The 12,853-nt window shown below is 75.7% G+C and carries 10 protein-coding genes and 1 pseudogene; 5 read left to right on the forward strand and 6 right to left on the reverse strand.

Annotated features, from left to right (window positions below; genetic code table 11):
• A pseudogene (locus ACEPPI_RS37345) lies at positions 1-381 on the reverse strand (hypothetical protein); the annotation flags it as partial.
• A 254-nt stretch (positions 382-635) separates the two neighbouring features.
• Complete coding sequence (locus ACEPPI_RS37350) at positions 636-1,127, reverse strand: MarR family winged helix-turn-helix transcriptional regulator (RefSeq protein WP_373919716.1); 492 nt, start codon at positions 1,125-1,127, stop codon at positions 636-638.
• A gap of 267 nt (positions 1,128-1,394) precedes the next feature.
• On the opposite strand from ACEPPI_RS37350, the gene ACEPPI_RS37355 reads away from it, so the two are divergent.
• The 3 genes from ACEPPI_RS37355 to ACEPPI_RS37365 are packed head-to-tail and all read left to right on the forward strand — an operon-like array spanning position 1,395 to position 4,099.
• A complete protein-coding gene (locus ACEPPI_RS37355; protein ID WP_373919717.1) occupies positions 1,395-2,039 on the forward strand; it encodes a dihydrofolate reductase family protein in 645 nt (214 codons plus the stop codon).
• Positions 2,040-2,090: 51 nt separating this feature from the next.
• The gene (locus tag ACEPPI_RS37360) at positions 2,091-3,395 is read left to right on the forward strand and encodes a sensor histidine kinase (RefSeq protein WP_373919718.1); all 1,305 of its coding nucleotides are present in this window, start codon (positions 2,091-2,093) and stop codon (positions 3,393-3,395) included.
• Positions 3,383-4,099, forward strand: coding sequence for a response regulator (locus ACEPPI_RS37365; protein ID WP_373919719.1), 717 nt, complete (start codon positions 3,383-3,385; stop codon positions 4,097-4,099). The genes ACEPPI_RS37360 and ACEPPI_RS37365 overlap by 13 nt, the downstream gene beginning before the upstream one ends.
• 15 nt (positions 4,100-4,114) lie before the next feature.
• Here the strand turns inward: ACEPPI_RS37365 and ACEPPI_RS37370 are convergent, their stop codons facing one another.
• The 4 genes from ACEPPI_RS37370 to ACEPPI_RS37385 all read right to left on the reverse strand — a co-directional run bounded on the left by ACEPPI_RS37370 (position 4,115) and on the right by ACEPPI_RS37385 (position 10,029).
• A complete protein-coding gene (locus tag ACEPPI_RS37370; RefSeq protein WP_373919720.1) occupies positions 4,115-4,507 on the reverse strand; it encodes a hypothetical protein in 393 nt (130 codons plus the stop codon).
• A gap of 9 nt (positions 4,508-4,516) precedes the next feature.
• On the reverse strand, positions 4,517-5,749 hold the full coding sequence (locus ACEPPI_RS37375) for a glycosyltransferase 87 family protein (protein ID WP_373919721.1): 1,233 nt from the start codon (positions 5,747-5,749) through the stop codon (positions 4,517-4,519).
• 168 nt (positions 5,750-5,917) lie between these two features.
• Complete coding sequence (gene metG / locus ACEPPI_RS37380; RefSeq protein WP_373919722.1) at positions 5,918-7,633, reverse strand: methionine--tRNA ligase; 1,716 nt, start codon at positions 7,631-7,633, stop codon at positions 5,918-5,920.
• Between the two features lie 260 nt (positions 7,634-7,893).
• On the reverse strand, positions 7,894-10,029 hold the full coding sequence (locus ACEPPI_RS37385; RefSeq protein ID WP_373919723.1) for a hypothetical protein: 2,136 nt from the start codon (positions 10,027-10,029) through the stop codon (positions 7,894-7,896).
• A 236-nt stretch (positions 10,030-10,265) separates the two neighbouring features.
• Between ACEPPI_RS37385 and ACEPPI_RS37390 the strand changes: the two genes are divergently transcribed.
• Entirely contained in the window at positions 10,266-10,868 is a 603-nt protein-coding gene (locus ACEPPI_RS37390) for an RNA polymerase sigma factor (RefSeq protein WP_373919724.1), read from the forward strand.
• Positions 10,865-12,757: an IclR family transcriptional regulator C-terminal domain-containing protein gene (locus ACEPPI_RS37395; protein ID WP_373919725.1), complete on the forward strand. Its 1,893-nt coding sequence runs from the start codon at positions 10,865-10,867 to the stop codon at positions 12,755-12,757. Before ACEPPI_RS37390 ends, ACEPPI_RS37395 begins: the two co-directional genes overlap by 4 nt.
• Positions 12,758-12,853 lie beyond the last annotated feature (96 nt).

Genomic DNA, 12,853 nt, shown 5'->3' on the forward strand with positions numbered 1-12,853 from the left:
GGGGACCGGCTCCGGTCCGGGCCCGGGCGCCGGCGGAGCCGTGGGCGGCTGCGCCGGGGCGTCCGGCACGGGGGCGTCGGGCGCGGGCGTCCCCGGAAGGCCGGGGGCCTCCCCGGGGTGGTGCACGGTGGGCCGCTGCACGCCGGGCAGGGTCACCCGCACGGAGGGAACGGCCACGGGCGGCCCCGGCACCTCGGGCGGCGGCGAGACGGGCGGCCGTACGACGGGCGGCTCCGGATGCCCGCCCGGCACGCACACGTCCAGCCGGGCCCCTCGGCCGTGGCCGTGGCCGTCGGTGTCGCCCGCGACCGCCACATGGCCCTGCAGGGGGCAGAGCACCGCCACCAGACCCGCCCCGGCGAAGTACTGCCAAGCCGTCACCGCGCTCCTCCCGATTCGGCAGCCGATATGAGGGTTACGGCTGAAGAAACGATCAAGGCGCCGGTTCGACACGCGGCAGTCAGGTCAAGATCCGCCCTCGAAGGGTGACTTCGGGACGGCCGGAAGAACACGGACCCCGCCTGACCTTCCGTCAGACGGGGTGCGGGGACGGAACGGTCGGGCGGAACGGTCGGGCGGGGCGGTCGGGCGGGGCGGGCCGGCGGAAAGGGCCCCGCGGGCGCGGACCCGCGGGATCAGGCCCCGTCCGCGCGCTCCACGTTGGCGATCATCGTGCGCAGCACCCGGAGCGCGGCGACGTACTCCTCGTCGGCGATGCCCTCGTGGACCACCGCGCGCAGTTCGGTCACCACGCCCCTCACCCGCGCCCTGGCCGCCTCCCCGGCCCCGGTGAGGTACAGCCGCTGCCCGGTGTCGGCGCACAGCCAGCCCCGGTGCACGAGCCGGTCGACGACCCGGGCGATCTCGTCCGGGTCGTCCGCGAGCGGCGTCAGCTGGACGATGGCCTCCGTGCGGGTGGGCGCCGACGGGCCGCCGTGGACGCGGTTGAGCACCCAGTACTCGGGCTGGGTGACGTCGATCCGGGCGAGGGCGTCGCGCAGGTGCCGGGTGACCTTCGCGTGGGCCAGGCCGCTCCAGTAGCCGATGGGCTGGGTGGCCAGGGCCTCGTCGGTCGCGGCCGGGTCTGCGGGGGCCTGGTCTACGGCCGGGCGCGTCGCGGATGTCATGGCCCCCACGCTAGCCGCCGGAGTCGGCGCGGCCCTCGGGTCACGCCGGAGCCTCGGCGGCAGTGCCGGGCGGGTCCCGGGGTTCCGGGGTTCCGGGCGAGGACGCCGCACTCGTCGCCACCATGAACCCCCGAACCACCTGAACCGCCTGAACCTGACGAATCAGGACGCGGGATGGCCCGTTGTGCGATCGGTCACGGACGCGGCGATGAGTTTTCCGGGCGCGACCAGTCTCACTGTCGTCGTCCGACAACACAGGAGGAACGCGTGGCTCAGCTGTTGAGGGTCCAGAACTTCAACGTCTCGACCGACGGCATCGGTGCCGGTGAGGATCAGAGCTTCGAGAATCCGTTCGGCCACGTCGATCCCGGGAGGCTGTTCGCCTGGGCCGGCGCCACGGCGAGCTGGCCCATGCGCACGGATCCCGGGGGCAGTCGGGGCCTCGACGACCACTTCACGCGGGACTACGCGGTCAACATCGGTGCCGAGATCATGGGCCGCAACAAGTTCGGGCCCCAGCGCGGGCCCTGGAACGATCACGAGTGGCGCGGCTGGTGGGGGGACGAGCCCCCGTTCCGCACCCCCGTGTTCGTCATGACCCACCACCGGCGTCCCTCATTCTCGCTCTCCGACACCACCTTCCATTTCGTCGACGGCGACCCGGCCACGGTCCTGGAGCAGGCGCGGGAGGCGGCCCGGGGCAAGGACGTCCGGCTCGGTGGCGGGGTCACGACCGTCCGGGCGTTCCTCGACGCCGACCTCGTCGACACCCTGCACGTGGCGGTCTCGCCGGTGGAGCTCGGGTCCGGACTGCGGCTGTGGGAATCACCGGACGAACTGCTCGACCGGTTCCACCTGGAGGTCGTGCCCAGCCCGAGCGGCGTGACGCACCACCTGTTCTGGCGCAGGTGACCATTCCCCGGGCCCGTCGAACCGGGCGCCACAGCCCTTAGGCTGGGGCCCATGTCCGGTACCACCACCCCGCTCCCCGCTCCTCCGGTGGCCGTGTGGGCGGCGGGGCGGCGGCCGTGGCGGTTCCTGCGGTCGTGGTGGCCGTGGCGGTGCTGGGCGTACCTCGGCAGCGGGTTCCCCCTCGGGTACGCGGTGCTGGTCGCCCTGGTGCTGCTCGTGGGACTCGGAGTGGTGCTGGCGGTCGCCGGGATCGGACTCCTGCTGCTGCCGGCCGCCGTCGCCGGTGCCGTGCCGCTGGCCGAGCTGGAACGGCGCAGGCTCCGGTGGGTCGAGCCGGCTCCCGTCGCCGATCCGCACACCTCGCTCGCCGGGGCCGGCGCCGCCGCCTGGCTGCGCACCCGGCTGCGGGAACGGGCCACCTGGCGGGAGTTGGGCTACGCCGCCCTGCTGGGGGCCGTGTTCGGCGCGGCCGGGTTCGGGGTGCTGGCGCTGGTGGCGTTCTCGCTGCTCCTCGTGGTGTCACCGGCCGTCGTGTGGGCGCTGGCCCCGGAGCCGGTGATGCTGATACCCGGCCGGGCCGTGACGGGGCCGCTGGAGGCGCTGGGCGGGACGGCCGCCGGGCTGGCGGGGCTGGTGCTCGCGGCGTACGCGGGTGCGCTGATCGCCGGGGCGCAGGTGAAGACGGCCCGGCTGCTGCTCGGGCCGCACGAGGAGGACGGCCGGGTGCTGGAGCTGACCCGGTCGCGGGTCCGGCTCGTGGAGGCCTTCGAGGCGGAACGGCGGCGCATCGAACGGGACCTGCACGACGGGGCCCAGCAACAACTGGTCGCCCTCAGCATGACCCTGGGCCTCGCGGAGCTGCGGCTGCGCGGGATCCCGGAGGCGGCGCAGGCCACGGCCCTGGTCGGCCGGGGGCGCGCCGAGGCCAAGCTGGCGCTGGAGCAACTGCGGGACCTGGTCCGCGGCATCCACCCCCAGGTGCTGACCGACCACGGCCTGGCGGCGGCCGTCGCCGAGGTGGCGCTGCGCCATCCCGTCCCGGTCACGGTGGACCTCCGCGGCCTGCCCCGGCTGCCCGATGCCGTGGAGACGACCGCCTACTTCACCGTCACCGAGGCCCTCGCCAACGCCGCCAAACACAGCGGGGCCGCGCACGTCGGCGTCGCCGGTAGGGTCGAGGGGGACCGGCTCACCCTCACCATCACGGACGACGGCCGCGGCGGGGCCGATCCCGGCGCGGGAGCGGGCCTGGCGGGTCTCGCGGACAGGGTGGCGATGTTGCAGGGCAGGCTGACGGTGTCCAGTCCGGTGGGCGGTCCGACCGAACTGCGCGTGGAGGTCCCGTGCTCCGTGTGATCCTCGCGGAGGACTCCGTGCTGCTGCGTGCCGGCCTGACCGAGCTGCTGACCCTCGGCGGCCACCGGGTCATCGCCGCCGTGGGCGACGCCCCCGCCCTCCTGGAGGCGGTGGAGACCGAGCGGCCCGACGTGGTCGTCACGGACGTCCGGATGCCGCCCGGACTGCGCGACGAGGGGCTGCGCGCCGCGCTCGAACTGCGCTCCCGGGACGCCTCGCTGCCGGTCCTGGTGCTCTCCCAGTACGTGGCGACGGCGTACGCGGCCCAGCTGTTCACCGGCGCTTCGGCGGCCGGGCTGGGCTATCTGCTCAAGGACCGGGTCGGCGAGGTGACCGAGTTCCTCGACGCCCTGGAACGGGTCCACGGCGGCCAGACGGTCATCGACCCGGAGGTGGTGCGCGTCCTGCTCGCGCCGCCGACGGCCGCCGACCGGCCGCTGGCCCGCCTGACGCCCCGCGAGCGGGAGGTGCTCGCGCTGATGGCGGAGGGCCTCAACAACCAGGCGGTCGCGGCCCGGCTGTTCATCACCGAGGCCTCCGTCGTGAAGCACTCCGGCAGCATCTTCACGAAACTGGACCTGGACCCGACGGAGGGCAACCGCCGCGTCCTGGCGGTCCTGGCCCACCTCCGGGGCCGGGACGGGACCGAGGGGACGTCCGGCGGACCGGGACAGGGGCCGGGACTCCCGGCACGCCCCGCCTGATCCTCCGGGCACCCCCTACGCCCTGCTCCCTCGCAGCCAGGTGCCCCAGGGTTTGGTTTCCTCCGGGTCCAGGGCGTCCGCGCGGGCGCGGAGTTCCTCCGCGATCTCGTCCCAGGAGGGGCCGTGCGCCTCCAGGTTGAAGGCCGCTTCCCTGATCAGGGCCGGGTCGTCGGGCCGTTGCAGCAGGAGCAGCCGGTAGGCCAGGTTGCGGACCCACACGGGGAGCAGGCCGTCGACCACGGCCGGGCACAGCTCGCGGATCATGGCGATGATCTCGTCCGGCCCGGCGAAGGTCAGTTCCTCCACGAAGTACGACGAGTCGTGCTCCTGGCGATCGCACTCGGGCGTGGGTCCGTACTCGTCGCCCCAGATGCAACGGGCGTGCTCGGTCAGCGTGGTGTGGCGCATGACCAGACCCTACGCCGCCCCGGCCGCCCGGGGCTCCCGCGCCCGGGAGCGGGCCACGATCCGGGACGCGACGGGCGGCCGGGGCGTGACGGAGCGGGCCCACAGCACCAGCAGGAGCGGCAGTGCCAGGTAGCCGAAGCGGCCCGCCGGGGCCAGCAGGAAGGCCAGGGTCAGTCCCAGCGCGAGCCGGTCGGCGGCGGCGACGGCCGTGCGCGGCGGGCGCGCCCACAGGGAGAGCGCCACCCCCAGTCCGGCCAGGGTCAGCAGGGCCACCGTCACGTGCCAGCCCCACGGTCCGAGTCCGGCGAGCAGGTGCCCCGGCAGGGGGCTGCTCGCCGGGGTCGGCACGTCCGCCCGGCCCGTCGGGAAGGCGAACACCTGCCGCCACAGCTCCGCCGGCTGGAGCAGCACCCCCGGGAGCACCAGCACCGCCGTGCCGGACACCGCCACCGCCGCACAGCGCACCGCCGCCCGCGCGCCGCGACATGCCCCGAGGACGGCGACGGCCACCGCCACCGCGGGCAGCGCGGTCCACTTCATGGCGCACGCCGCCGCGAGCGCCGCCCCGGCCACCGCCGGACGGCCGGAGACGGCCGCCGCGAGCGCCAGGCAGCACAGTCCCGCCAGCGGCAGGTCCACCCCGCTCACCACCAGCGGAAGGGCCACCACCGGAGAGGCCACCAGCAGCGGGAGCAGCGGCGAGGGGGGAGCGCCGAGCATCCGGCGGCCGGCCCACAGGGAGGTGAACAGGGCCGCCGCGCACCAGATCCGGGCGTCGCCGAGGAGGCGGACCGTCCAGCCGTCGCCGCCGCCCAGCAGGGCGCGCGGGAGGCCGAGGAGGGCCATGCCGGGCAGGTAGGGGGTGTACTCCTCGACTCCGGCGGGCCGGTCCACGTAGAGCCGTCCGGACTCCAGCAGGAGCCGCCCGGACCGTTCGATCACGCCCACCTCCGACTGGCCCTGACCGGTGAGGACCAGGTAGAGCAGGGGCAGGACGACGGCTCCGGTCAGGGCCGCGGCCCGCGCCGAGCGCGGGCGGCCCAGGGCGGTGGCCCCGGCGGCCACCAGGTATCCCGCGGCCGCGCAGCAGCCCCACAGCCGGTGCGGGCCGAGCGGGGAGAACAGGGGGAACGCCAGCGCCCAGACGGCAGCGAGGAGCCAGCCGGCGGTCCACCGGGCGGTGGACGAGGCGGGCAGGAGACGGGAGGCCACGAGCGGGAGCGGGCGGGCGGAAGGGGTCATGGACCCATTCCAGCCGCGCGGCCTCCTCGGGTCTGCACGCCCAGGCGGAGCCTTCGTGGTGGGGTTTTCCCTACCCCGGCCGGTCCCGCGGGCCGCGGCCGCCGTTCACGCCGAAGGGCGCGACCTCGGCAGGTCGCGCCCTTCGGGGAGCCGTTGGCGGCGGGGCCGTCAGGCCTCCGGGGAACCGCCGAAGCGCTCGCGGTAGGACTCCAGGTCCTCCTCGGTGATCCGCGCGAAGAGCACCGGCGGCACGGTGAACGGGGTTCCGGCCGGGACCGCGTCCAGTGACTTGGCCTGCTCCGGGGTCACCCACACCGCCGTGTCGTCCGCGAGGTCGAACGCGGAGCGCATGGCGCGCGCGGAGGCCGGGATGAGGGGCTCGGAGACCACCGAGTAGAGGTGGATGAGGTTCATCGCGGTGCGCAGGGTGAGGGCCGCGCCCTCCAGGTCGGTCTTGACCTCCAGCCAGGGGGCCTTCTCGTCCAGGTACGCGTTTCCGGCCGACCACAGGGCGCGCAGCGCTGCCGCCGCCTTGCGGTACTGGAGGGCCTCCATGTGGCCCTCGTACTCGGCGAGGAGCTCGGCGATCTGCTCGCCCAGCCTGGCCTCGGCCGCGCCGGCGGCGGTGCCCGCGGGGACCTCGTCGCCGAACTTCTTGCGGGAGAAGGTCAGTACCCGGTTGACGAAGTTGCCGAGGGTGCCGCCGAGGTCCTTGTTGACCGTGGCGGCGAAGTGCTCCCAGGTGAACGACGAGTCGTCCGACTCGGGCGCGTTCGCGATGAGGAAGTAGCGCCAGAAGTCGGCCGGGAGGGTCTCCAGCGCCTGGTCGGTGAAGACGCCGCGCTTCTGCGAGGTGGAGAACTTGCCGCCGTAGTACGTCAGCCAGTTGAAGGCCTTGACGTAGTCGACCTTCTTCCACGGCTCGCGGGTGGCCAGCTGGGTGGCGGGGAACATCACCGTGTGGAACGGGACGTTGTCCTTCGCCATGAACTGGGTGTAGCGGACGTCCTCGGCCTCGTACCACCAGGCCTTGTAGTCGCGGTTCGCCGGGTCCAGGTCGGCCCACTCCTTGGTGGCGCCGATGTACTCGATCGGGGCGTCGAACCAGACGTAGAAGACCTTGCCCTCGGCGGCCAGTTCGGGCCACGTGTCGGCGGGCACCGGGACGCCCCAGTCGAGGTCACGGGTGATGGCGCGGTCGTGCAGGCCCTCGGTCAGCCACTTGCGGGCGATGGAGGAGGCGAGCTGCGGCCACTCCTCCTCGTGCTCGGCGACCCAGGCCTCGACCTCGTGCTGGAGCGCGGACTGGCGCAGGAACAGGTGCGTGGTCTCGCGGACCTCCAGCTCGGTGGAGCCGGAGATGGCCGAGCGGGGCTCGATCAGGTCCGTGGGGTCCAGGACGCGGGTGCAGTTCTCGCACTGGTCGCCGCGGGCCTTGTCGTAACCGCAGTGCGGGCAGGTGCCCTCGACGTAGCGGTCCGGCAGGAAGCGGCCGTCGACCGGCGAGTAGACCTGCCGGATCGCCCGCTCCTCGATGAAGCCGTTCTCCTGGAGCCTGCGCGCGAAGTGCTGGGTGATCTCGCGGTTCTGCTCGGAGGAGCTGCGGCCGAAGTAGTCGAAGGACAGCTCGAAGCCGTCGTAGACCGCCTTCTGGGCGTCGTGCGCCTGCGCGCAGAACTCGGCGACCGAGATCCCGGCCTCCTTGGCGGCGAGTTCGGCGGGGGTGCCGTGCTCGTCGGTGGCGCAGATGTACAGGACGTCGTGGCCGCGCTGGCGGAGGTACCGGGAGTACACATCCGCCGGAAGCATCGACCCGACCATGTTGCCCAGGTGCTTGATCCCGTTGATGTAGGGAAGCGCGCTGGTGATCAGGTGTCGAGCCATCCTCGGATGCTCCATTCGTTTCATTTGTACGGGTTCATGCGTAACGGCGTGCCGTGACGGATTGTGATGCGGTTCATCGTATCGAACCGCCGAAAGGGCACGCGCCCGCATTTCGTCCGGGTGGACGTGACGCAAAAACAGCGAGGGCAGTGACCTCTGCGTCACGGCCCTCGCAATGGGCCCATGTTACAGCCGCGGTACGGAGCCCCCGACCGGTGTCCGGGGGACGGGCACCCCGCGCCGGGTGACCCTGCGGGCCCTCAGTCGCGGCCGCCCGCCCCTCCGTCGAGGGCGGTGATCCGGGCGCCGCCGGTGAGCCGGCCCGTCAGGGCGACGGGGGCGCCCTCGGGTCCGGCGGGGGCGGTCAGGCTGCGGCCGTTCACCTCCGCCCGGACGGCGCCGGTCGCGGTGATGGCGGCGACCTCGCGGCTCCCGGCGGCGAGCTGGTACCAGTGGCCCGCCGGGGAACGCCACCGGGTGCCCACGAGGAGGTGCTGGCCGAAGCGGCCGCAGGCGGCGGTGGACCGCGCCCGGACCACCTCCTGCGGGGGCCCGGCGGGCGGGCGCAGCCGTACGAGGACGTCGCCGGGGCCGGCCCAGCCGGAGGCCCGGGTGCAGCTCCAGGTGGCCCGGCCCGCGCCGTCGGGGAGTTCGGTGTCGGCGAAGTCCCAGACGTTCACGGCCCGGACGCCGCCGCCGCTCAGCTCGCGCAGCCCGCAGGCGCCCGGAGCCCAGGCCGCGCGGGCGGCCGGTCCGGTGGCTTCGCGGGGCTGGCGGGCGGGCACGGCGGCGGGGCCGTCGGGGAGCGGGGTGTAGGTGAGGTGGACGGGGGTGAGCCCGCCCAGGTCGGCGAGGACGAAGGAGTGCTTCTCGACGATGCGCGGGGAGGAGGTCAGTTCGAGCGCGGGCCAGGCCTCGCAGGCCCCTGTGCCACGGGGGACGGCGGCCGGGGCCGTGACCCCGTCGGCGGCCACGGCCAGGGGCCGGGCGGGGTCCCCGGCGCGGAGCAGGTCGAGGGTGGCGGCGGTGGCGATCCAGGGCGCGAGCAGGTAGCGCGCGGCCGGGCCGCCCCGGTCGCGGGTCAGGGCGAGGGCGGCCGCGGTGGTGACGCCCGCCTCGTCGGTACGGGCGAAGTCGAGGGTGCGCGGGCCGCGCGGACCGCGCGTGGTCTCGGTGTAGCGCACCACGCGGTCGCCGTCGAGCAGGACCACGACCGCCGTCGCGGGGCCGGGCCCGTCCCCCGGCCCCGCCCCGGCGGCCGTTCCTCCGGGCGCCTGCGCCGCGCTCGCCCCGGCCGCCGGTGCCGTAGCCGTACCGGCCGCCGTACCCGCCCCCCGCTCCGCCCCGGGCACGTTCCCGGCGTACAGCAGCTGGGGCGGGTGCCCCGGCGGATCGGTCGGGGTGCCGGGCGCGGCCGTGGTGCGGACCCCGCCGGGCCGGGCCGCCCAGGCGCCCAGGGCCCGGGTGAGCAGGGCCCGGTCGCCGGTCCGGGAGCCCCGGGCGGGCCAGGCCGTGAAGTCCACACGGGCGGTGTCGGCCCAGGCCCCGGCCGGGACCCTGCCCAGCCGGGCGGGGTCGAGCACCCCGGCGGCGACGGGTCCGGCCGCCGGGGCCGCTTCGGTGCGCGGGGGCGAGGAGTCGGCCGCGAGGACCCCGCAGACCAGGGCCAGCACGGCCGCCGCGGCCCACCCGGCGCGGACCCCGCGGCGGCGGCGCAGCAGGTCGGTGGGGCGGGCGCTGACCACGCTGGCGTCGAACTCCGGTTTCCGCAGGGCCCGCAGGAGCGTTTCCCCCACGGGTACGGCCAGCGCCTCCCGCACGGCGTCCGCCGCTCCGGCCGCACCCGCCGACCCGGCCGCGCCCAGCACCCGGGCGACCGCCTCCTCGGGCAGTCCGTCGATCCGGTGCAGGACGAAGGCGGCCCGGACCGGGCCGGGCGCCTCCCCCAGCAGCCGGGCCGCCTCGTCGATGCCGCCCGCCGGGGGCCACAGCCGCAGCCCCCACACGAAGGGCGGGGTGAGCGGCCGGCCGGTCCGGGCCAGGAGGCGGCGGGCCCGTCCGGTGGGGGCGAGGACCGTGCGCAGGACGCGTAAGCGCAGCTCCTCCAGGGGCCCGCCGGGGCTGTCGGGGCCGCCGGGGTCACGGCCGCCGGGCCCTCCGGGCAGCGCGTGCTGGACGGCGCGGTGCGCGAGGAGGACCCGGGTGTGCCGGCCCAGGGAGGGCGGGAGGGTCACGTAGGCGAGGCGGACCAGCCGGGGGTACTGCTCGACGAGTACCGCCTCGGCCCGTTCGAGGGCCGACCGCCCCGGGGGCGCGGGCGGCGCCGGGTACGGCGGGGACACGGGCTCGGTCGGCCGGCCGGGCTGCCCGGAACCGGAACGCGGTGTTGTGGCCACGGTCAGACAAACGAGTGAATCATGGGATGGTCACACGCCGTGTCCACGGCAGGCACCCGCCACGGGTCCGCCCCGCGCCCCGGCATATGCGTACGCGCTGGCCAGGCCGCCGATCGATCGATATCGATCACCAATCGATCACCACCAAACGTAATATTTCCAGGTTTCTTCTCTGCGCCCTCCGAGTGCGCCCGCGCTGCTTCCATGGACCCGGCCAGGGGATGAGGTGGGGAACGGTGAATGATGGCGGACCGGAGGAGTCCGGCGGGGCCGTGGGACTGCCCAGCCGCAGGCGGCAGCCGACGCCCATGAGCCAGTGGAGTCCGACCGCACGCCTGTCGTACTGGGCCTTCCACGCCAACCGGCGGCCCGCGTACATGCGCTTCGCGTACCTCCAGCTCGGCTCCGACACGGCCGCCGAGGACGCCGTGGACGCCGCCTTCGAATCGATCATGAACGAGTGGCTCCGCATGCTGCACATGGACCGGCTCGACGCCTACGCCTGGACCGTCCTCAAACAGCGGATCGTCGACTGGCAGCGGCGCCGCGACCCCCGCCACCACCGGCCCGAGCCGATGGACACCAGCGCCTTCGAGGCGGCCCTCAAGGAGGCCCACGCCGACCAGTACGAGGTGCTCACCGACACCATCCGCTTCTACTCGGCGGTCTCCCGCCTCGCCGAGCGCCAGCGGGACGCCGTGATGCTGCGCTACGGACTCCAGTGCACCCCCGGCGAGGCCGCCTCCGTGATGGGCGTCGACGAGGCCACCGTCCGCTCCCAGCTCGGCCAGGCCCACCGCCGCCTCGCCCGGCTCCTCGACGCGTCCGCCGGATCATGAGGCCCCGCGAGACCGACGCCGACGGCGCCCCCGCAGGACCCCCGCGCGCGCTGGCCGAGTTCCTGGCACTCGCGGGCGTGCGCGACCGCTACCCCCACTACGACCTCGGGGCGGCCGAGTCCCGGCTGCTGCGCGTCCCGCGCGCCCCCGGCGCGACCGTGACGACGGTCAGGAACCGGCGCCGCCCCTTCGGCTGGAGCGACCCGGCCCGGGACTGTCCCCTCGACTCCGAACGGGCGCGCCGGGACCTCAAGGCCGCCTGCCTCGCCGTGGTCTGCGACCCTCGCGCCGCGCACGACCTCGGGCGTTTCACCGACGGCCATCACGGCGACCTGCCCGGGGCGGTGGTCTTCGGCTGCCTGCTGCACCTCGCGGGGCTGCGCGAGGGCGCCCGCTTCTGGTGGCAGTTCGCCGCGGGCTCCGGCAGCCCGCGCACCGCCCCCGCCGCGTACTGCCTCTTCCTCGACCACTCCCGCCGCGGCGAACACCACGACGCCCGGCTCTGGGCGCGGGAGCTGGGGCGGCGGGGTTTCCGCCCCGGCGGGCGCCGCGAGCTGCGCGAGGTACGCCTGTGCGCCCAGGCGGCCGTCCTGCGCTACGTGGACCAGCCCGACGACCCCGACCTGGGCCCGGTGCCGCTGCCCCGGGCAGGGCTGCCCGCGGTGCTCGCCGCCTTCCTGCCGCCGCCCCCGCTCCCGGCGCGCGGGCCCGGCCCCGGACCGGGCCCGCTGCGGCATCCCGCGCTGACGTCGGCCGCGCGGGGGACGGTCGTCCAGGCCGACCCGGGCGGGGCCCTGGCGGAGGCGCGGCGCGCACTGGCCGTCGTACGGGTCCTGGAGCGGCACCCCCTGGGGGTGCGGACCACCCGGCTCGCACGCGACTCCGGCCTGACCGAGGCGGCGCTGCGCCCGCTCCTGGCCATGCTGTGCGAGGAGCAGTACGCCTACCGGCCCGGGGCGGGGGTGTACGCGCGCGGCCCGGCCCTGGACCGGCTCGCCGCCCCGGGCGGCACGGGCCTGGCGGGGCAGCTCCAGCGCACCCTCGCGCTGGCCCGTGACAGCGCGGGCGCCGCCGTGTGCCTCAGGCGGTACGCGGAGGGCGAGGTCCGGATCACGCAGATGGCGGACGGACCGGGGGCTCCGCCGGGGCGGGAGTGGGTGGACTTCCGGGCGGCCGCGCACGCCGACGCGGTCGGCACGTGCCTGCCGACCCCGCTGGACCACCGGGACCGGGCCGACCACGCGGCCCGCCACCGCCCGGCCCGGCTGACGGCGCGGACGATCACCGACAGCCGGAGCCTGTTCAGCGCCCTGGACGCGGTGGCCCCCGGCACTCCCGTCTTCGACCTGCGCGAGCACTCCCCCGGGGTCGTCTGCGCGGCGGTGCCGATCGCCACCGGCGGCGCCGCCGGGAGCTTCGCGCTCTCGCTGCCGACGAACCACGCGCACCGGCTGCGCTCCGCGGCCGAGACCCTGCGCAGCAAGGCCGTACCGGTCCTCCTGGCCCTCCTCCTGTCCGGCGCCATCCCCCCGGACCCCGCCCCGGACGACACCCCGGATTCCGCCCCCGCGACCGCTCCGGATCCCGCGCCCGCCCGCTCCGCCGCCCCGCACCCGCCGGCCACCCCGCCCGGCCCGGCGTCCGCCACCCGCATGACCCCGGAGACCCTGCGCCTGCTGGGCCGGCTCTTCCGCACCCCGCTGACCCGCGCCACCGCACCACAGGGCCCCCACCTGGTCAGCGACCCCGCGACGGCGGCGGCCTACCTCTTCGAGGCCGACGCCCCACCTGACCCCGACCGCCCCCGCCTCACCCTCCCCCGCACCTTCACCCAGGTCACCCCGGGCACCCTCCCGGCCCCGAACGGCCTGGTGGTCCTCCACATTTGACCCCCTTCGACGACAGCGACCGGCGAGCTCGCCGGACCCCCGGCCGGGCGGGGGTCGGGTAGTTTCGAGCAACAGCCGCTCGGCAAGACTACCCGC

Origin of the sequence: Streptomyces sp. AB3(2024), assembly GCF_041862025.1 — a bacterium.
Taxonomy (GTDB): domain Bacteria; phylum Actinomycetota; class Actinomycetes; order Streptomycetales; family Streptomycetaceae; genus Streptomyces.

Bases quoted from the DNA above. Each gene is read 5' to 3' on its own strand.
- metG (WP_373919722.1), bottom strand. From the start codon at position 7,633: ATGGCTCGACACCTGATCACCAGCGCGCTTCCCTACATCAACGGGATC.
- ACEPPI_RS37350 (WP_373919716.1), bottom strand. From the start codon at position 1,127: ATGACATCCGCGACGCGCCCGGCCGTAGACCAGGCCCCCGCAGACCCG.
- ACEPPI_RS37370 (WP_373919720.1), bottom strand. From the start codon at position 4,507: ATGCGCCACACCACGCTGACCGAGCACGCCCGTTGCATCTGGGGCGAC.
- ACEPPI_RS37360 (WP_373919718.1), top strand. From the start codon at position 2,091: ATGTCCGGTACCACCACCCCGCTCCCCGCTCCTCCGGTGGCCGTGTGG.
- ACEPPI_RS37395 (WP_373919725.1), top strand. From the start codon at position 10,865: ATGAGGCCCCGCGAGACCGACGCCGACGGCGCCCCCGCAGGACCCCCG.
- ACEPPI_RS37375 (WP_373919721.1), bottom strand. From the start codon at position 5,749: ATGACCCCTTCCGCCCGCCCGCTCCCGCTCGTGGCCTCCCGTCTCCTG.